This window comes from Mesorhizobium sp. M0854 (genome assembly GCF_040319815.1).
In the GTDB taxonomy this organism is placed as follows: Bacteria; Pseudomonadota; Alphaproteobacteria; order Rhizobiales; family Rhizobiaceae; genus Mesorhizobium.
In genome coordinates this window covers 389315-409030 of sequence record NZ_JAMYOL010000001.1, presented here as the reverse complement: position 1 = coordinate 409030, position 19716 = coordinate 389315, and the positions used below count along the sequence as shown (strand labels likewise).

Annotated in this window: 18 protein-coding genes; 5 read left to right on the top strand and 13 right to left on the bottom strand. The window is 62.8% G+C overall.

The window, feature by feature from the left end:
- Positions 1 to 8 precede the first annotated feature (8 nt).
- The 9 genes from NKH99_RS01800 to puuE all read right to left on the bottom strand — a co-directional run bounded on the left by NKH99_RS01800 (position 9) and on the right by puuE (position 9020).
- The gene (locus tag NKH99_RS01800) at positions 9 to 968 is read right to left on the bottom strand and encodes an ABC transporter permease (RefSeq protein ID WP_352818709.1); all 960 of its coding nucleotides are present in this window, start codon (positions 966 to 968) and stop codon (positions 9 to 11) included.
- Between the two features lie 16 nt (positions 969 to 984).
- Positions 985 to 2571 (bottom strand): ABC transporter substrate-binding protein, encoded by a 1587-nt coding sequence (locus NKH99_RS01795; protein WP_352849757.1) that lies wholly within the window; start codon positions 2569 to 2571, stop codon positions 985 to 987.
- 154 nt (positions 2572 to 2725) lie between these two features.
- Positions 2726 to 4708: a CocE/NonD family hydrolase gene (locus tag NKH99_RS01790; protein ID WP_353012237.1), complete on the bottom strand. Its 1983-nt coding sequence runs from the start codon at positions 4706 to 4708 to the stop codon at positions 2726 to 2728.
- 91 nt (positions 4709 to 4799) lie between these two features.
- Entirely contained in the window at positions 4800 to 5219 is a 420-nt protein-coding gene (locus NKH99_RS01785; protein WP_352614344.1) for a type II toxin-antitoxin system MqsA family antitoxin, read from the bottom strand.
- 2 nt (positions 5220 to 5221) lie between these two features.
- On the bottom strand, positions 5222 to 5527 hold the full coding sequence (locus NKH99_RS01780) for a type II toxin-antitoxin system MqsR family toxin (RefSeq protein WP_352614345.1): 306 nt from the start codon (positions 5525 to 5527) through the stop codon (positions 5222 to 5224).
- A 54-nt stretch (positions 5528 to 5581) separates the two neighbouring features.
- Positions 5582 to 6175 carry a nucleoside deaminase gene (locus NKH99_RS01775; RefSeq protein ID WP_352469853.1) on the bottom strand — a complete coding sequence of 198 codons (594 nt, stop codon included), beginning with the start codon at positions 6173 to 6175 and terminating at the stop codon, positions 5582 to 5584.
- Positions 6175 to 6678 carry an ureidoglycolate lyase gene (locus NKH99_RS01770; RefSeq protein WP_352768971.1) on the bottom strand — a complete coding sequence of 168 codons (504 nt, stop codon included), beginning with the start codon at positions 6676 to 6678 and terminating at the stop codon, positions 6175 to 6177. Before NKH99_RS01770 ends, NKH99_RS01775 begins: the two co-directional genes overlap by 1 nt.
- A complete protein-coding gene (locus tag NKH99_RS01765) occupies positions 6675 to 7523 on the bottom strand; it encodes a bifunctional allantoicase/(S)-ureidoglycine aminohydrolase (protein ID WP_502895675.1) in 849 nt (282 codons plus the stop codon). Before NKH99_RS01765 ends, NKH99_RS01770 begins: the two co-directional genes overlap by 4 nt.
- 63 nt (positions 7524 to 7586) lie before the next feature.
- Positions 7587 to 9020, bottom strand: coding sequence for an allantoinase PuuE (gene puuE / locus NKH99_RS01760; RefSeq protein ID WP_352768976.1), 1434 nt, complete (start codon positions 9018 to 9020; stop codon positions 7587 to 7589).
- Between the two features lie 173 nt (positions 9021 to 9193).
- On the opposite strand from puuE, the gene uraH reads away from it, so the two are divergent.
- From uraH to xdhC, 4 genes are all read left to right on the top strand, one after another.
- Positions 9194 to 9568: a hydroxyisourate hydrolase gene (uraH, locus tag NKH99_RS01755; RefSeq protein ID WP_352469857.1), complete on the top strand. Its 375-nt coding sequence runs from the start codon at positions 9194 to 9196 to the stop codon at positions 9566 to 9568.
- 1 nt (position 9569) lies between these two features.
- Positions 9570 to 11051, top strand: coding sequence for a xanthine dehydrogenase small subunit (gene xdhA / locus NKH99_RS01750; protein WP_352768979.1), 1482 nt, complete (start codon positions 9570 to 9572; stop codon positions 11049 to 11051).
- Positions 11051 to 13402 (top strand): xanthine dehydrogenase molybdopterin binding subunit, encoded by a 2352-nt coding sequence (gene xdhB / locus NKH99_RS01745; RefSeq protein ID WP_352767441.1) that lies wholly within the window; start codon positions 11051 to 11053, stop codon positions 13400 to 13402. Before xdhA ends, xdhB begins: the two co-directional genes overlap by 1 nt.
- A gap of 62 nt (positions 13403 to 13464) precedes the next feature.
- Positions 13465 to 14454 (top strand): xanthine dehydrogenase accessory protein XdhC, encoded by a 990-nt coding sequence (gene xdhC / locus NKH99_RS01740; RefSeq protein WP_352769236.1) that lies wholly within the window; start codon positions 13465 to 13467, stop codon positions 14452 to 14454.
- Between the two features lie 8 nt (positions 14455 to 14462).
- Here xdhC and dps read toward each other — a convergent pair whose 3' ends face one another.
- From dps to NKH99_RS01720, 4 genes are all read right to left on the bottom strand, one after another.
- Positions 14463 to 14951 carry a DNA starvation/stationary phase protection protein Dps gene (gene dps / locus NKH99_RS01735; protein WP_352469859.1) on the bottom strand — a complete coding sequence of 163 codons (489 nt, stop codon included), beginning with the start codon at positions 14949 to 14951 and terminating at the stop codon, positions 14463 to 14465.
- Between the two features lie 146 nt (positions 14952 to 15097).
- Complete coding sequence (locus NKH99_RS01730) at positions 15098 to 16351, bottom strand: LLM class flavin-dependent oxidoreductase (RefSeq protein ID WP_352767337.1); 1254 nt, start codon at positions 16349 to 16351, stop codon at positions 15098 to 15100.
- Complete coding sequence (locus tag NKH99_RS01725) at positions 16348 to 17361, bottom strand: LLM class flavin-dependent oxidoreductase (protein ID WP_352768983.1); 1014 nt, start codon at positions 17359 to 17361, stop codon at positions 16348 to 16350. The genes NKH99_RS01730 and NKH99_RS01725 overlap by 4 nt, the downstream gene beginning before the upstream one ends.
- A gap of 75 nt (positions 17362 to 17436) precedes the next feature.
- Positions 17437 to 18357: a LysR family transcriptional regulator gene (locus tag NKH99_RS01720; RefSeq protein ID WP_352452229.1), complete on the bottom strand. Its 921-nt coding sequence runs from the start codon at positions 18355 to 18357 to the stop codon at positions 17437 to 17439.
- 140 nt (positions 18358 to 18497) lie between these two features.
- Between NKH99_RS01720 and NKH99_RS01715 the strand changes: the two genes are divergently transcribed.
- Positions 18498 to 19715 carry a urate hydroxylase PuuD gene (locus tag NKH99_RS01715; RefSeq protein WP_352768985.1) on the top strand — a complete coding sequence of 406 codons (1218 nt, stop codon included), beginning with the start codon at positions 18498 to 18500 and terminating at the stop codon, positions 19713 to 19715.
- The last annotated feature ends 1 nt before the right edge of the window (position 19716 follow it).

The following is a 19716-nucleotide window of genomic DNA, read 5'->3' as shown; positions in this document are numbered from 1 at the left end:
CGCCCCCCTCATTTCGGATGTCTGAGGCGCGGATTGGCGACGATCGCCGCTATGTCCGCGATGATGTTCAGGCTGATGTAGACAGCGGCGAAGATCAGCCCGACCGCCTGCACCACCGGCACGTCACGCTTGGTGACGTGGTCGACGAGGTATTGGCCCATGCCTGGATAGACAAAGATAACTTCGACCACGACGACGCCGACGATCAGGTAAGCGAGATTGAGCATCACGACGTTGATGATCGGCGCGATGGCATTGGGGAAGGCATGCCTGCGGATGACCGCGAAGGCCGAAAGCCCCTTGAGTTCGGCGGTCTCGACATAGGCGGACTGCATCACATTGAGGATCGCAGCGCGCGTCATGCGCATCATATGCGCGAGCACCACCAGGGTCAGCGCTGCCGCCGGCAGTGCTATGGCCTGAATGCGTTCGCCGAAAGGCATCCCGTCATAGACCGTGGAAATGGCGGGAAACCATTGATGTTGCACCGCGAAGAAAAAGACGAGCACATAGCCGATGAAGAATTCCGGAAACGAGGTCGAGGCGAGCGCTAACCCGGAGATCAGCTTGTCGACCCAGCCATTGCGGTAGCGCACCGCGATCAGGCCGAGGATGATCGCCAGCGGCACCGCGACGATCGCCGCCCAGAAGGCGAGGAACAGCGTGTTCCACAGCCTTCCCTTGATCGAGGTTGCGATATCCTGGCCGCTCGACATAGCCGTGCCGAGATCACCGGTCAGGATGCCGCCGAGCCAACGAAAATAACGGATGTAAGCGGGATCATTGAGGCCGAGCTGCTCGCGCAGATTGGCGAGCGACTCCGGTGTCGCCGACTGTCCGAGGATGGCTTGCGCGACGTCGCCGGGCAGGACCTGGGTGCCGGCGAAGATCAGGACCGAAACGGCCAACAGCAGCAGAATGCCCAGCGCAATGCGCTGGGCCACCAGTTTCACGATGGGTGAGGACATATCCGCAAGGCCGGGCTCAGGCTTCGAGCCAGCACTTCGCCAGAGCATATCCGTTCATCAACTCCTGATGCGGATCATCCACCCAGCCGGCGACCTTGGCGCCCGTCGCGTCGATGAACTGATTGAACATCGGCAGGATCAAGCCGCCCTCGTCGCGCACCATCACAGCCATGTCGTGGTACATTGCCTTGCGCTTGGCCTCGTCGAGCTCGGCGCGAGCCGCCAGCACCATCTTGTCGAAATCCGGACGCTTGAAACGTGTGTCGTTCCAGTCGGCCGTCGACAGATAGGCGGTAGAGTACATCTGGTCCTGCGTCGACCGGCCGCCCCAGTAGGAGGCGCAGAAGGGCTGCTTGTTCCAGACTTCCGACCAGTAGCCGTCGCCCGGTTCGCGTTTGATCTCCAGCTTGATGCCGGCCTTGGCCGCGCTTTGCTGGAACAGCTGTGCGGCATCGACGGCACCGGGGAAGGCGACGTCCGACGTCCGGAGCAGGACGGCACCGTCATGGCCCGATTTCTTGTAGTGGAACTTGGCCTTGTCGGGATCGTATTTGCGCTGCTCGATCTCGGTGAATAGCGGGTACGATGCATTGATCGGGAAGTCGTTGCCGAGCGAGCCATAGCCACGCAGCACCTTGTTCAGCATCTCCTCGCGGTCGATCGCCAGCTTCAACGCCATCCGCAAGTCGTTGTTGTCGAACGGCGCGGTGTCGCAGTGCATGATGAAGACGTAGTGGCCGGGTCCCGAATGGTTGCGGATGGTGACGCCGGGCACGCGCTTGATCAGATCGACGATCTTCGGCTCGACCCGATTGATCATGTTGACCTGGCCGCCCTGCAGCGCCGCCGTGCGGGCCGTGGCGTCGTTGATGACGATGATCTCTATCTGGTCGGCATGGCCCATCTTGTCGCCCTGCCAGTAATTGGCGAAGCGCTCGCCGCCATGGCGCACGCCGGGCTCGTTGGTGGTGACCTTGTAAGGACCCGCCGAGATACCGGCATCGGCCTTGTCCTTGCCGCCGTTCGGCTGGATGATCAGGTGATAGTCGCTAAGCAGGTAGGGCAGGTCGGCATTCGGCTCCTTCAGCGTCAGCACCACTTCCTTGCCGCTGGCCTTTATGCTCTCGATGCCTTTCATGTAACCGAGCGCGCCGGACTTCGACTTCTCGTCCGAATGGCGTTCGAGGGTGGCGGCCACGTCCTCTGCGGTCACCTTCTTGCCGTTGTGAAACTCGACGCCATCGCGGATCTTCAGCGTCCAGGTCTTGGCGTCGTCCGACGAGCCGATCTCCTCGGCGATGCGGTTCTCGAGCTTGCCTTCGGGAGACAGTTCGACGATCAGTTCGCCCCACATCTTGCCGAAGGCGAACGGCACCTGCGTCATAAACAGCGCCGGATCGAGGCTGTTGGTGGACTCGCCACCGACCAGGCCGGCCTTGAGCGTGCCGCCCTTGACCGGACCCGCCGCGCGGGAAGCGCTGGATAGCAGCGAATTGGCGAAGGTTGCGGTGACGCCGAGCGCTGCTGCCCGGCCGAGAAAATCGCGACGGCTCAGCTTGCCGGACGCAACGCGCCGGCTCAGATATTCCAGTTCGTTCGACATGTTGAGTTCCTCACTCTGTTGGTCCGACCTTATGGTCGTTTTTCTCATTTCTATCGGGAGAATAATGACCGTAAGGGAAAGCGGTAAGCAAGACCGAATGCGACATGCCGTGGCGTAAATCGTGCGTCGCAATTGGACCAATCGCTATAAGCGCTCAAAGCAGTGCGCGCGGGATTTTCTCCTCGAAGTTGCGCTCGAAGACGAGTTTCTCGCCTTCATAGGCTTCGATTCTGGCGCTAACCACGAAGCTTTGCGCGTCGGACCGCATTTCGGCGAAGGTTTCTGTGCGCACCGACCATCCATTTCGCGACAGCGTCTGGGTCCAATGCGTCTTGCCCGAGGCTGACAGCGGATTGTCGGGATGGATCGCCCATGTCTCTCTGGCGATGCTGCCATTGGCGAGGCCATGCCCCAGGTCGCGCACCTCACCGAAATCGTCGACGATGAAAAGCGTAATCATTCCGGTCTTTTCGTCGCGATCGACATGACGCTCGGAATTGGCGGGCCGAAGCGTCTCCGTTGCCCAGGGCGCAGCACCTTCGGGAGCGGGGAAGGTGACCTCGTCGCCTGTCGCGGGCGGGCGCACCGGCAGCATCAATGTCGCGGCCGACAATTCCAGCCGGACCGGCTCCGGCGACGGCCAGATCATCGGCCAGTAGGCGTTCGAAACGGCAACGCGCAAGCGATGGCCGGCCGGCATGCGATAGGCGCATTGGTCGAGCACCACCCGGGCGCTGACGGTTTCGCCGGGCACCAGCGCTTCGGGAAATTCGTGCGAGTTGCGATGCGTCAGGTTGAGCACGCCGTACGAGATCAGCTCCGATGCCCCGTCCGGATGGACGTCGCACAGCCGAACCGCGATGTTCGCCTGGCGCCGGTCCGACGAGACCCTGACCACAACTTCGGGAGCACCGACAATGTCGATCGTTTCGGTCAGCACCGGCTGGTCGAAGCACACCGACAGCGCATCGTCGGGGCGCTGGTCACCCGGCAGTTCCGGGCCGAAGGTGAAGGGGAAATATTCGCCGCCGGCGAGGCCGCAGCTTTGCGGCGAAGCGACGATGGCGTGGTTGCCTTCAGCGATAAGCTCAACCTCTTGGGTCTTGATGTTGGGCGACGGCCATTCCGATTCAGCGACCCAGCGGCCCGGCCGCTCGGGATGCCAGCGCGCCGGACGCACGCTGTCCATGACATAGGCGCGGTAGGCGGGGTCGGCCTCGATGCCGGTGTCGATGTCCTTCAGCCAGCGGTCCCACCAGCGCAAGGCCTCCTGCAGGAAGCCGATGCGCGGTTCGGGCGCGGCGTAATGCGGGTATTTGTGGATCCACGGGCCGACGATGCCCTTGACCGGCGCCTCGATATTGACGGCGAGATGGGAAATCGTATTGCGATAGCCATCATGCCAGCCGCCGATCGACAGCACCGCGGCATGGATGGCGGAATAGTCCTCGCAGATCGAGCCGCGCTTCCAATAGGCATCGCGATGCTGGTGCTTCAGCCACAGCGGTGCCAGGAAGGGCTGGTTCTCCAGCCTGGTCAGCCACAGGTCGCGCCATCTGTTGTCGCCGGCCAGCAACGGATCCGGCGGCCTTGACGAATAGGACAGCATGGTCGAGGCCCAGCCGAAATTCTCGATCAGCAGGCAGCCGCCCTTGTAGTGGATGTCGTCGGCATAGCGGTCGACCGTCGAACAGAGACTGATGACCGCCTTCAGCGCCGGCGGCTGCTTGGCTGCTACCTGCAGGCAGTTGAAGCCGCCCCACGAAATGCCCATCATGCCGACATTGCCGTTGCACCAGGGCTGGTCCGCCGCCCAGGCGATGACGTCGCAAGCGTCCTGCAATTCCTGCTCGGAATATTCGTCGTCCATCAGCCCTTCGGAATCGCCATTGCCGCGCATGTCGACGCGGATCGAGGCGTAGCCGTGGCCGGCAAAATAGGGATGCGTCAGCTGATCACGATAGATCGTGCCGTCGCGCTTGCGATAGGGCAGGTGTTCGAGGATTGCCGGCACTGGATCGTCGGCAGCATCGGCCGGCATCCACACCCGCGCCGACAGCCGGCAGCCGTCCGGCATGATGATCCCCATATCCGGAAATTCGACGATCTTTCGTGGGAATTCAGTGACGATTTTCATGCGGGGCATAACGCCCCGCAGCGAGGCGACTTTCAATCGCTATTCGCGACTGGAGCAGCAAATTATGCGACCTGTCAGAGAGGCCGCGCGGCTACCGCAACTCGTCCACCAACTCCGGGTGTTTTTCCAACAGCGTCATCAGCTGAATGGTTGGGCCACTCGGCTCGATCAGACCCCGTTCGTATTTGTCGAAAGCGTTCTCGCCGACCTTGAACAGGGATCCTGCCTCGCGCTGCGACAGTTTGAGCTTTGTGCGCACGCGACGGATGGTGGCCGGTGCCGGAACGCCGTCGATCTTTTCTTTGAGGATGCGGAGCGCTGCATCGACGACGGTCATGTCGTCTCCGACATGCACGCCCTCACTTCCCGAAGAGGGATAATAACCCGGCAGGTCGACGATCATGCTCTCGCCCTTGTAAGTCACAGTGAACGGACGCACCCCACGCGTCAGCGTTTCTCCTGTTTCGGGGGAGGTCATGCTATTCGTTCCATTATTTTCTTTCATCGCCATAGTCACTTTTCCTTGAACGACATGACTGTGAATTCGGTCACGACGTCCGCCTGAAATTTCACATAGAGAACCAGGTCGCGTGCTGGCACGTAATAGACATCTTGCCAGACACGATGGTCGGCGAACGTCGTCATCGACTTTACAAACATCTTCCGCGTGATGCTGCCGATCACCTCGACAATACCGGCGCGATCAAAGCCCAGCCCAATGGCATCCCGCAGGGCGGACGTCGTGATTGCCAGCGTGTCGACAGAACCCAACTCGGCCTTGATTGCATCAAGATCGTAAGTGGGTCTGCGTTTCTCCATAACGCAATATGCCACCATAAAGGTGGCAATTCAAGCCATTGAACTTTGCGGCATTCAATTCAGCGGAATGTCGTTTTCGTCCTTGCCGGCCTGATAGGCGCCGGACAATTCGTCATAGCGCGCCGATATTGTGTGGATGCGCGCTTCCAGCCGACCGCGCTCGGGGTCGGGCAGCGAGCGCACCAATTTGCGGATCGAAAAGCTCTTCCAATAGGCATTCTCGGCATTGTAGCCGCCGGGATCGAGGGTGAAGACCTCTTTCAGGATCTTCAAATCGTGCGGGATGTCGAAGCTGTCGCGCGAGTCCTCGTGGCTGAACAGATAGAAGAAATTGTCGAAGCCGGTCCAGGTGATCGCCGACAGGCAGAGCGAGCAAGGTTCGTGCGTGGCAAGAAAGATCGCGTCCTTGGTATCGACGCGCTCGGCCTTCGGCATTTCGTAGAAGCGCTTCAGGCAGTGCACCTCGCCATGCCAGAGCGGGTTTTCCGTCTCGTTGTTGGTTTCGGCAAGCACCAGCGAGCGGTCGTCCTTGCGCAGAATGGCCGCGCCGAACAGCTTATTGCCGTGCGCAACGCCTTCGACGGTCTTCGGCACGATGTCGTGCTCGATGACGTCGAGCAGGCGATCGATCAGCGAAATGTCGGTCATCATCTAATCCCGTCGGGAAGATCGATCTCGTAGGCGTGCGAGAAATGGCACTCTTCGAGATTGGAGCCGTCGCCGCCGCGGTCGACGACCACAAAATCCTGGACATCGCCGATCGGCGTCAGCACGCCGTGCCACAGATTGCGCGGGTAGTTGACGCCTTGCCCGGGCGCGGTGATGAAGGCGTGCGGCTCGCCAGGTCCTTCCTCGCCATCATGGCAGACGACGACCAGGAACGGCCGTGGTGATAGCGGGATGAAGGCCTGGCTGCCAAACGGATGGCGCTCCACCATGGTCAGCTTCAACGGCAGCTCATAGGGCGTGCCACGCACCATCGAGATCAGCACGCGCGCATTCGGCCCTCGTGCTTCCGCCGTGGCGAGGTCATGGTAGCGCTCAGCCTTGCCGCCATTGATCGGATAATGGTTGTCGCCGCCCATATCGATGACGTCGCCGAATTCGGCGAAATTCTCGCGGGTCAGCGGCCGCGCGACGATGCGGGTCATGGTGTGGGTCTCACGACGCCGGCGCTGCCAAGCTTGGCGTGGCGGTTGACGTCCTTATAGAGGAGATAGCGGAATTTGCCCGGCCCGCCGGCATAACAAGCCTGCGGGCAGAAGGCGCGCAGCCACATATAGTCGCCGGCTTCGACTTCGACCCAGTCCTGGTTGAGACGGTAGACCGCCTTGCCCTCCAGCACATAGAGCCCGTGCTCCATGACGTGCGTCTCGGCGAAGGGAATGACCGCGCCAGGCTCGAGCGTGACGATGGTGACATGCATGTCGTGGCGCATGTCGGCCGGATCGACGAAGCGCGTGGTCGCCCATCGGCCTTCGGTACCCGGCATTGGCGACGGCGCGATGTCCTGTTCGTTGGCGAAGAACGCTTGCGGCTGGTCGATGCCGTCGACTGCGTCATAAGTCTTGCGGATCCAGTGAAAGCGGACGGCGGCACCGCTTTCATTGCGCACCGTCCACCCGCTCGCCGGCGGCAGGTAGGCAAAGCCGCCCGGCCTTAAGCTATGTTTCTTGTCGGCAAGCGAAACGCTTAGCTCGCCTTCGACCACGAACAGGGCACCTTCGGCGGCGGCGTCAAGCTCAGGGCGGTCGCTGCCGCCGCCGGGCGCGAGCTCGACGATATATTGCGAAAACGTCTCGGCAAAACCCGACAGCGGCCGCGACAGCACCCAGACGCGTGTCCCATCCCAGAACGGCAAGGCGCTGGTGACGATGTCCTGCATCACGCCCTTGGGGATGACGGCATAGGCCTGTGTGAACACAGCGCGGCCGGTCAGCAATTCGCTCTGGCCGGGATGTCCGCCCTGCGGCGCATAATAGGTTCGCTCGGCCATTTTCATCATATCCATAAATTCAAGCCTGTTGCGGAAGCCAGGGCCCATGGCGGCAGCCGAAGCCTATTGCGGAAGCATGTCCTTGAGACGAAGCAGCGCGATGCACTCGACCTGTCTGCAGGCGGTTTCGAATTCGACGTCGTGGCTGTTGCCGATACGCGCCTCGAACTCGGCCAGGATCTCCGCCTTGGTCTTTTCTTTCACCGCAATAATGAAGGGGAAACCGAAACTGGTGACGTAGGCGGCATTGAGTTTTGCGAACAGCTCGCGCTCCTTCTCGGTCAACGCGTCGAGCCCTGCCGAAGCCTGTTCCCTCGACGATTCCGCCGTCAGCCGCTTGGCCTGTGCCAGTTTTCCGGCAAGATCGGGGTGGGCATTGAGCACGGCAAACCGCTCGGCCTCGCTGGCCGCGCGAAACACACGGCAGAGCGCATTGTGCAGGCCGCCGGCACTGTCATGCGCCGGGCCGAGCTCCAGCTCATAAGCGCGCTCGGCAATCCACGGCGAATGCTCGAACACGCCGCCAAATGTATGGACGAAGGCCTCGAATTCCATTTTCGACGGGCGCAGCGCCGGCAACCGGAACGGATGCGTCTCCTGCCAATGTTTTGCGATGTCGATGCGCCGTGCCAGCCAGACCTTGTCGTGTGATTTGACGTAGTCGATGAAGCGCTTCAGTGCCGCGACCCGGCCCGGCCGGCCGACGAGGCGGCAGTGCAGGCCGATGTTCATCATGCGCGGCCGTCCTGCCTTGCCCTCGGCATAGAGCGTATCGAAACTATCCCTGAGATAGGCAAAGAACTGGTCGCCCGAGTTGAAGCCTTGCGGCGTGGCAAAGCGCATATCGTTGGCGTCGAGCGTATAGGGGATGACCAGCTGCGGCTTCGCCGACCCGTCCTGTGCCACATGCTCGAACCAGTAGGGCAGTTCGTCGTCATAGGTGTCCGACACATAGTCGAAGCCGCCCTCTTCCGCCGCCAGCCGCACCGTGTTGATCGAGGTGCGCCCGGTGTACCAGCCGGTCGGCCGCGCGCCTGTGACCTCATAATGCAGCCGGATCGCCGCTTCCATGTCGCGGCGCTCGTCTTCCGGGGTATGGTCGCGGTAGTCGATCCATTTCAGCCCGTGCGAGGCGATCTCCCAGCCGGCCTCCTGCATCGCCGCAACCTGGTCGGGCGAACGCGCCAGGGCCGTGGCGACGCCATAGCAGGTGATCGGCACCTGTGCCTCGCTGAACAGGCGCAGCAATCGCCAGAAGCCGGAACGGGCGCCGTATTCGTAGATCGATTCCATGTTCCAGTGGCGCTGGCCGGGCCAGGGCGCGGCGCCGACGATCTCCGACAGGAAAGCCTCCGAAGCCTTGTCGCCGTGGAGGACGCAATTCTCGCCGCCCTCTTCGTAATTGACGACGAACTGCACCGCGACATGCGCCCCGCCGGGCCATTTCGGATCCGGCGGATTGGCTCCGTAGCCGCGCATGTCTCGTTCGTAACGCATTCTCGCTCCTGCCGGAAATTGTGATCAGGATAGTCGAAAGGAGTGCCTGCGCATTCCCCCGAAATTTTTGAAAGTGTTTTTGTCGCGCTCCGCTCGACCGGGACTTATGCATCGCCTTTAATTGGCGCACAATTCATGAATAGTGTTCGACCGTTCAGGGAATGGAGCAGCCAGTGGCGGAAACGTCGAAAGCCGAAGGCGGGCGCCTGACGACCCACGTCCTCGACACTGCGGCCGGCAAACCGGCGGCCGGTCTGTCGATCGAGCTCTATCATCTTGACGGTCAGGCCCGGACGCATCTGAAAACGGTCGTCACCAATCATGACGGCCGTTGCGATGCTCCGCTGCTTGCCGGCGCGGAATTCCGCACCGGCGAATACGAGCTGGTCTTTGCGGCCGGCGATTATCTGCGCGGGCAAGGGACAAAACTGGCGGAACCGGCCTTCCTCGACCATGTGCCGATCCGCTTCGGTATGGCCGAGCCGATGCACTATCATGTGCCGCTGCTTCTGTCGCCGTACGGCTATTCGACCTACCGGGGAAGCTGAGATGGCAGGGATCAAGACACGCAACGAAATCCGCTTCATCCTCAATGGCGAGGACGTCGCGCTCGGCACGATTGCACCCGACCAGACCCTGCTCGACTGGCTGCGGCTCGACCGCTCGCTGCGCGGCACCAAGGAAGGTTGCGCCGAGGGCGACTGTGGCGCCTGCACGGTGCTGGTCGGCAGGCTCTCCGGTGGAACACTGGTCTATGAAAGCGTCAATGCCTGCATCCGCTTCCTTGGCTCGCTAGACGGCACGCATGTCGTGACCGTCGAGCATCTGCGCGGCGACGCAGGAAAACTGCATCCCGTGCAGCAGGCCATGGTCGATTTCCACGGCTCGCAATGCGGCTTCTGCACACCGGGTTTCGTCATGTCGCTTTATGCTCTGTGGATGCGGGCGCCGGAGCCGTCGGACGCCGCCATCGAAAAGGCGCTGCAAGGCAATCTCTGCCGCTGCACCGGATACGAGGCGATCATGCGCGCGGCGCGCGCCATCTCCAGCTACGGCACGGCGGCAAAGGATCCGTTGGCGGCGGAGCGCAAGGCAGTCACGGCCAAGCTCGAAGCGATGAAGGACGGTTCGCGCATCGAGATCGGCTCCGGCAACAAGCGGCTGATCGTGCCGGCCAATGCCGACGATCTGGCCAGCGTACTCGTCAAGGAGCCGGGCGCCACTATCGTCGCGGGTTCGACCGATGTCGGCCTTTGGGTGACCAAGCACATGCGCGATATTGCGCCGGCGGTTTTCATCGGCAATCTCGATGGTCTGTGCGGGATTTCCGAGGACAAGGGCGTCGTCTCGATCGGCGCCGGTGTCACCTATAGCGAAGCCTTCTCGACACTGGCGAAACGCATCCCGGCGCTCGGCCCGCTGTTCGACCGCATCGGCGGCGATCAGGTGCGCAACATGGGCACCATCGGCGGCAATATCGCCAACGGTTCGCCGATCGGCGACACGCCGCCGCCGCTGATCGCACTCGGTGCCCGCCTGACGCTGCGCCGCGGCGACAAGTGTCGAACGATCCCGCTAGAGGAGTTTTTCATCGCCTATGGCAAGCAGGACCGGCAGCCCGGCGAATTCGTCGAGGCCGTGCATGTTCCGGTGCCAGGTAGCGAGACGAAATTTGCCGTCTACAAGATCACCAAGCGCCGCGACGAAGACATCACAGCAGCGCTAGGCGCGTTTTTCCTGAAGCTCGCCGAGCATGACACGGTGGCGGATGTGCGCATCGCCTATGGCGGCATGGCGGCAACGCCGAAGCGAGCCTTTGGCGTCGAAAAGGCATTGCTTGGCAAGCCCTGGACGGAAGCGACGGTCGAGGCGGCGATGGCCGCGTACGCCGGCGATTTCACGCCGCTGACCGACATGCGGGCAAGCGCCGAATACCGGGCGCTGGCGGCACGCAACCTGCTGCTGCGCTTCTTTGCCGAAACCACCGGCACCCGGGCGCCGATCCAGGTATCACGGCACGAGGCGGCATGATGAACAAGCACGCCACCCCCAACCTGAAGGCGCAAAAAATCGCCGGCGGCGTCGCCACCGACCAGCGCCATGATTCCGCGCACAAGCATGTCAGTGGCACGGCCGTCTATATCGACGACATGCCGGAACCGGCCGGCACGCTGCACGGCTGCCTTGGGCTTTCGACGGCGACGCATGCCACCATCACCAGCATGGACCTGTCGGCGGTGCGCGCCGCACCCGGCGTCATCGACGTGCTGACGGCGAGCGACGTGCCAGGCGAGAACGACATTTCGCCGACCGGCCGTCACGACGAGCCGGTGCTGGCCGACGGCAAGGTGCAATTCTTTGGCCAACCGATCTTCTGCGTCATTGCCGAAACCCGCGAGCAGGCGCGCCGTGCAACGAGGCTGGCCAAGGTCGAATACAAGGAATTGCCGTTCGTCGCCGATGTCGGTGAGCTCGATCCCCGGAAAGATAAGCTGGTCACGCCGCCGCTGACGCTGAGGCGCGGTGATGCAGCGGCTGCGATCAATGCGGCGCCGCGCCGGCTGAAGGGAAAAATGCGCATAGGCGGCCAGGAGCATTTCTATCTCGAAGGTCATATCGCCTTGGCCATCCCCGGCGAGGACCACGACGTCACCATCTATTCCTCGACCCAGCACCCGAGCGAAATCCAGCACATGGTCAGCCATGCGCTGGGTGTGCCGAGCCATGCGGTGACGGTGGAAATCCGCCGGATGGGCGGCGCTTTCGGCGGTAAGGAAACGCAAGGCAATCAGTTTGCGGCATTGGCCGCTATCGCCGCGAAGAAACATCATCGGGCCGTGAAAATCCGGCCTGACCGCGACGACGACATGATCGCCACCGGCAAACGCCACGATTTCCTCGTCGACTACGAGGTCGGCTTCGACGACGAAGGCAATATTCTGGGCGTAGATTTCATGTTCGCGGCGCGCTGCGGCTTCTCGGCCGACCTCTCCGGCCCGGTCACTGACCGCGCGCTGTTCCATTGCGACAACACCTATTTCTGGCCGGCGGTGCACGCGCAATCGGCGCCGCTCTACACCAATACGGTATCGAACACCGCCTTTCGCGGCTTCGGCGGCCCGCAAGGCATGGTCGGCGCCGAGCGCGTCATCGACGAAGTCGCGTTTGCCGTCGGCAAGGACCCGCTCGAAATCCGCAAGAAGAATTTCTACGGCACCAGCGACCGCAACATCACTCCCTACCACCAGACGGTCGAGGACAACATCATCCACCGCATCGTCGCCGAGCTGGAGGCGAGTTCCGACTATGCGAGGCGCCGCCGCACCATCGATGCTTTCAATGCCAACAGCCGCTTCATCAAGCGCGGACTGGCGCTGACGCCGGTCAAGTTCGGCATCTCGTTCACCGCCACCCATTACAACCAGGCCGGCGCGCTGGTGCATGTCTATACCGATGGTTCGGTGCATCTGAACCACGGCGGCACCGAGATGGGGCAGGGCCTCTATGTCAAGGTGGCGCAGGTTGTGGCGGAAGAGTTCCAGATCGACCTCGATCAGGTCAAGATCACCGCGACGACGACCGGCAAGGTGCCGAATACCTCGGCCACCGCCGCGTCTTCCGGCTCCGACCTCAACGGCATGGCGGCGCAGAATGCCGCCCGCCAGATCAAGGACCGGTTGACCAATTTTGCCGTCGAGAGATACCAGGTGCCGCGCGACCAGGTGCTGTTCCTGCCCAACCGCGTGCGCATCGGCAACCAGGAGATCGCCTTCGCCGATCTCGTCAGGCAGGCTTATATGGCGCGCATCCAGCTTTCGGCGGCGGGTTTCTACAAGACGCCGAAAATCCATTGGGACCGCGACAAGGGCGAGGGCCATCCCTTCTACTATTTCGCTTACGGCGCCGCGTGCTCGGAAGTGTCTGTCGACACGCTGACCGGCGAATATATCGTCGAGCGCACCGACATCCTGCACGAAACCGGCCGCTCGCTGAACCGCGCCATCGACCTCGGCCAGATCGAGGGCGGCTTCATCCAGGGCATGGGCTGGCTGACAACGGAGGAACTGTGGTGGGACGACAAGGGGCGGCTGCGCACCCATGCGCCATCGACCTACAAGATCCCGCTCGCGTCGGACCGGCCGAAGATTTTTAATGTGACTTTGGCCGACTGGGCGCAAGCAGGCGAGCCGACGGTGTACCGCTCCAAGGCGGTCGGCGAGCCGCCCTTTCCGCTCGCAATGTCGGTGCTGCATGCGCTGTCGGACGCAGTGGCGAGCGTTGCCAGCCACAAGATCTGCCCGCGCCTCGACCCGCCGGCCACGCCGGAGCGTGTGCTGATGGCGATCGAACGGCTGAAGCGCGAAGCCAAAACCGGCACTTGAATCCCGGAAAACGTGCAATTCAGGCCGAAAAACTCTATATTTCCCGATAGGGAACGCAAATGATGAACGCGAAAGTGCAGAGCCTGAAAGCCTTTCTTGCCGGCGCCGGCCGGGTCGCCTTCGTTGAGGTGGCCCGGACAAAAGGTTCGACGCCGCGCGAGACGGGTGCCTTCATGCTCGTCTCAGGATCGGCCACTTTCGGTACGATCGGCGGCGGCCAGCTCGAATACATGGCGATCGACAAAGCGCGACAGATGCTTTTCTCCCCCCTTGAGGGGGAGATGGCCGCGGAGCGGCCAGAGGGGGTCGTCTCAGAAGGTACCGCCAGCGCGTCGAGCACTGCCGCGGCGACCCCACCCGGCGGCTTCGCCGCCACCCTCCCCTCAACGGGGAGGGATATCCGCGCCACCCTCGACATCGCGCTCGGCCCGGACATCGGGCAGTGCTGCGGCGGCAGGGTCGAGCTCCTGATCCAGCTAGTCGACCCTGCGCTTGAAGCCAAGCTGGTTGCGGCGGCGGAAACCGAGGAAGCGCAGCGACCGCATGTCTACATCCTCGGCGGCGGCCATGTCGGCCAAGCGCTGGCCTCCGCGATGGCCTTGCTGCCGGTGCATGTCGTCGTTGTCGAGACGCGAGCCGAGGCGCTCAAAGGCATGCCGGAAGCGGTCGAAACCAAGCTGACGCCGATGCCTGAGGCGATGGTGCGCGAAGCCCCGGCTGGATCCGCCTTCGTCGTCCTTACACATGACCACGCGCTGGACTTCCTGATCGTCGCCGAGGCTCTGAAACGCCGGGATGCCGCCTATGTCGGCATGATCGGCTCCAGGACCAAGAAGGCGACCTTCTGGAACTGGTTCCTGAAATCGGCGGACGGAAGCGAGGCGGAATTTGCCCACCTCGTCTCGCCGATCGGCGGCGATGCCGTTAAGGACAAGCGCCCGCAGGTGATCGCCGCACTCGCCGTAGCCGAGATTATGACAGCGTTGGCCGGCCATGCGGCGGCACCGTTCGCTCAGTCCAAAGCCCCTCACCGCAAGGCGATGGCTGGCTGACGTTTTGGCTATTCCTTCTCCTGCGTGTGCGCCTCAAGGAACCACAGCAATTTGTCGAGCGAGCGTGAATAGGCGGTGAAGATGTCGGCGGTGTCGGCATCGCCCGCGCCGGCCGCCTCGTCGATCGCCGCGCGTGCCCGCTTGGCGGTTGCGGCATAGCGGTCGATCAGCGCCGCCAGATGATCCCGGGTCTTGTGGATGTCGGTCGGATAGGCCTCGAGCATAGTCGCCTTCGACACCTCTTGCGATGTGCCGAGCGCCGTCCCGCCGAGCTGTACGGCGCGCTCGGCAATGGTGTCGACATGGCCGTCGAGCTCCTCGCGGAACGTGTCGAGCATCTCGTGGATGGCGATGAATTGCGGTCCCTTAACGTTCCAGTGCGCCTGCTTGGTGATCAAGGCCAGATCGATGGCGTCAGCGAGGCGGGCATTGAGAAGATCGATACACTCTTTCTTGGCATTGGATTGCAGGTCGTTGCGGGTGGCGATGGCATCCATGATCGGCTCCTGTGGCGGTTGCGTCCGCTTGGTTTGAAGAGGGCGAAGTTTGTGGAAGGTCAATCGAACATGCGCGCAGACGCCCTCATCGCCGCGCGGCACAGCATCCCAAAACGGCGATCTCCGACTTTCGTTCCGCTCGTCGTTTACGCCGGCCTTTTCAAGCCCAGATGGTCGCGCAGCGTGCTGCCTTCATAATCCGTACGGAACAGCCCGCGCCGCTGTAGCTCCGGCACGACTAGTGTGGCAAAGGCATCGAGTTGGCCGGGAAAATAGGATGGCATGACGTTGAAACCGTCTGCGGCGCCGCCCTCGAAGCGTGCCTCGAGCTCGTCGGCGATCTGGGCGGGCGTTCCGACGACGCGCCAATGGCCGCGCGCGCCGGCGAAATGACGGGCAAGCTGGCGAATGGACAGCTTATCGCGGCGTGATTGCTCGATGACGAGCGCCTGCCGGCTCTGCATGCCTTCGCTGGCCGGCAGCTCGGGCAGCGGTCCGTCGATGGGATAGCGCGCGAGATCGGGTATGCTGAGATAGCTGGAAAGCAGCGCGACACCGACATCGTCCGGTATCAGCTCCTGCAGTTCATCATGTTTTGCCCGGGCTTCCGCTTCGCTTGCCGCGACGACCGGCGCGACGCCAGGCATGATCTTGAGGTCGTCCGGCTCGCGCCCATAGGCCGCCAGCCGTCCCCTGAGGTCGTCGTAGAAGGCCTTCCCCTCCTCGAATGTCTGCGCCGCAGTGAACACCACATCGGCGGTCCGGGCGGCGAGATCGCGGCCTTCGTCCGACGCTCCCGCCTGAACCATGACCGGCGCACCTTGTGGCGAGCGCGGCAGATCAAGCGGGTCGCGCACCGAAAAGCTTCTGCCTTCGTGTCCGCCCTGGCCTTGCCAAAGGCCAGCGACCACGGCAGCGAATTCGCGCGCCCGTTCATAGCGGTCGGCATGCGGGCGCAGACCGGTCGAGCCGAAATTGGCGGCCTCGATCTGGCTGGCGGAAGTGACAAGGTTCCAGCCGGCACGGCCGCCGCTCAGATGGTCGAGCGACAGGAAGGTTCGCGCCAGCCCGTAAGGCTCGTTATAGCTCGTCGACGCCGTGGAGACGAGGCCGATGCGCGCCGTCTGGACGGCGAGCGCGGCAAGCAGGCTGATCGGCTCGAAGCCGATCGAGCGCGACGTTTGGCTGGCGATGTTGACATTGGCCTCGCGCACGCCGGCGGCGTCCTCGCAGAAGATCATGTCGAACTTTGCCGCTTCCGCCGTCCGCGCCAGCTGGATGTAATGATCGATGTCGATGCCGGCCGTGACATGCGCCTGCGGATGGCGCCAGGCGGCGATGTGGTGGCCTGTCGCCCACAGGAAGGCGCCGAGCTTCATCTGGCCTCGACCGGCGCTCATTGCCGATCCTCCCCTGCAAGCCCGAGATGGGCGCGCAGTGTCGCCGCGCTGTAGCCGGACTGGACAAGGCCGCGGCGGCGAAGCTCCGGCAGCACGAGACCGACGAAATCGTCGAGCGCCGATGTGAACGGCATGGCGATATTGAAGCCGTCGCAGGCTTTCGAGCGAAAGCACTCTTCGAGGCTGTCCGCAAACAGGTCCGGCGCGGCGGTTATTTCGGCGCTGCCGGTAACGTTCATCAGCACTTTCAGCGCCTCCGGCCTGCGCCCGAAGGCAAGCGCACGGCGCTTCAGATCGCCAGCCTTCGCCGGCTCGATCGATGGCTCATCCAGCAGGACGACATCGGCGGTGCGGGCGGCGATATACATGGCGGGCTCGGACAGGCCGGACATGACCAGCACCGGCGTGTCCTGCGGCGACCGCGCCACGTTGAGCGGCCCGCGCACGGAAAAGTATTCGCGCTTGTGGTCGAGAAGGTGCATCTTCTCGGGATCGAAGAAGCGGCCGCCAACTTTGTCGAACAGCAGCGCGTCTGCGTCCCAGCCTTTCCACAAGCCTTGCACGATGCCGATGAATTCATCGGCGCGCAGGCGGAAATCGTCGCAGGAAAACCCTTCCGGCCGGCTGAAATTGGCGGCCTCGCGCGGGTCGGGCATCATGCTCGTGTTCCAGCCGGTGCGGCCATGGCTGATGATATCGAGCGAGGCGAAACGGCGCGCGAGATTATAGGGCTGGTGGGCGACCGTCGACGCGGCAGCGACGAGGCCGATCCTGCTTGTCACCGTCGCCAGGGCCGCCACCAAGGTCGTTGCTTCGAAGCGCATTTGCCGGTTCAGCCCGCCTGCAACCGGCGCGGAATCGCCGAGCAACACCATATCCAGACCGGCCGCTTCGGCTTCTTGCACGAACCGCGTCAGCAGACTGAAGTCCGGGCCGGCGTCGGGCGGATGGGAAGGAGCGGCTTCCGGAGACAGTGAAACGGCGAGACACATTGTGGCGCCGTTGGCCATCGCTTTTCCCCGTTGAGCGAGATTCCTTGAGAATTATCTCGCCGGCTGGACGGAAAGCAACCGGCCAGCCAGCGATCATTTGCCGGCCAGAATATCCCTGATCAGCCGCTGGCAGCGCTCGGCCATGAAATCGAGCAGCAGCCGCACCTTCGGATCCTGCAGCTTCTTGTGCGGGTAGACGGCGGCGAACTGCACCGGCGTCGGCGGCGTATTGCTCAGGATCACCTTCAGCCGCTGGTCGCGGATAAACGGCTCGACCTCGAAGCGCGGCTTGTTGATGATACCGCGGCCGGACAGCGCCCAGCCGGTCAGCACGTCGCCATCATCAGTATCGTAGGGGCCGTGCACCTCGAACTTTTGCGGCCCATTCGGCGTCTGCAGCGTCCAGACATATTCGCGCGCGCCGGAATAGCGCAGCATCAGGCAATCGTGTTTCTTGCCGATCAACTCCTGCGGCTCGGTCGGCTCGCCGCGCACGTCCAGATATTGCGGAGCCGCTACCAGCACGCGTTCGCAGTCCATGATGCCGCGCATCCTGAGGCTGGAATCCTCGATGATGCCCAGCCGGAACGCAACGTCGATGCCTTCCTTCATGATATCGACATTGTGATCGGAAAGCCGGAGCCGCACCTCGATATCTGGGTACCTGTCGTGGAAATCCGGGATTCCGGATGCTACCAGCCGCCGCCCGAGGCCGAGCGGCGCTGTCACCTTTATGGTGCCGCGCGGCTGGCCGGATAGCGCGCTGACCGCCGCTTCCGCCTCGGTGACCGCCTCCAGCACCTGCTTGGCGCCAGAGTAGAACACCGTGCCGTGCTCGGTCGGCATCAATTGTCGCGTCGTGCGGTTGAACAGCCTGACGCCCAGGTGCTTCTCGAGCTCCTTGATCCGGTTAGAGGCGACCGCGGGCGAAATGCGCATGTCGCGCCCAGCCGCCGACAAATTGCCGAGCTCGACGACGCGGACGAAAACGGCGATGTTGTCGAGATAGGCCATGCGGCTTCCGTGGCTCTCATGTGGCTGCGTATGATCAGCCTAGTATTTTCCAATTTTTTTTGAAAGTCATCGTGCAGCTCGGCCCTTTCCGTTTGCGCTCCAGTCCGTAAAGTCAGTGGATCGGCAGGGACGATTTTTTCATGATGGATTTCGCGATTTTTTGGGATTGGCTGAGTTTCGCCGTGCGCTGGCTGCACGTCGTCACCGGTATCGCCTGGATTGGATCGTCCTTTTATTTCGTCGCGCTCGATCTCGGGCTGCGCCAGCGTCCGGGCATGCCTGCCGGAGCCTTCGGCGAGGAATGGCAGGTGCATGGCGGCGGCTTTTACCATGTGCAGAAATATCTGGTGGCGCCGGCTGAGATGCCCGAGCATCTGACCTGGTTCAAGTGGGAATCCTACGCCACCTGGCTGTCGGGCTTCGCCATGCTGTGCGTCGTCTACTATGCCGGGGCGGACCTGTTCCTGATCGATCCGAATGTCCTTGCCATGTCGGTGCCTACAGGCATCTTGCTGTCGCTGGCGACCATCGGCGTCGGCTGGGTGGTCTACGATCTCTTGTGCCGTTCGCCGCTCGGCAACAGCGACACCGGCCTGATGCTGGTGCTGTATGGGGTGCTGGTATTCATGGCCTGGGGACTGACCCACCTGTTCACCGGCCGCGCCGCCTTCCTGCATCTCGGCGCCATTACCGCGACTATCATGTCGGCCAACGTTTTCATGGTCATCATCCCCAACCAGAAGATCGTCGTCGTCGACCTGATCGCCGGCCGTAAGCCTGATCCGAAATACGGCAAGATCGCCAAGCAGCGCTCGCTGCACAACAATTACCTGACGCTGCCGGTTTTGTTCCTGATGCTGTCGAACCATTATCCGCTGGCGTTCGGGACAGAGTTCAACTGGGTCATCGCCTCGCTGGTGTTCATCATCGGCGTGCTGATCCGGCACTATTTCAACACCAGGCATGCGCGCAAAGGCAATCCTACCTGGACCTGGCTGGCGGCCGCCGTCCTGTTCGTCGTCATCATCTGGCTGTCGACGGCACCGAAGCTGCTGACCGGCGAGGTCAAAACGTCCTCGGCGGCACAGGTCTACGTTGCCTCGGCGCATTTCCCTGCCGTGCGCGATACGGTGCTTGGCCGCTGTTCGATGTGCCATGCGGCGGAGCCGTCCTACGCGGGCATTTACCACGCACCGAAGGGCGTGATGCTCGACACCGATGCCGGCATCGCCGAGCACGCCGGCGAGATCTACCTGCAGGCCGGACGCAGCCACGCCATGCCGCCCGCCAACGTCACCCAGATCACCGACAAGGAACGGGCACTGCTGGTAGCCTGGTTCGAAGGCGCGGGGAAATAGC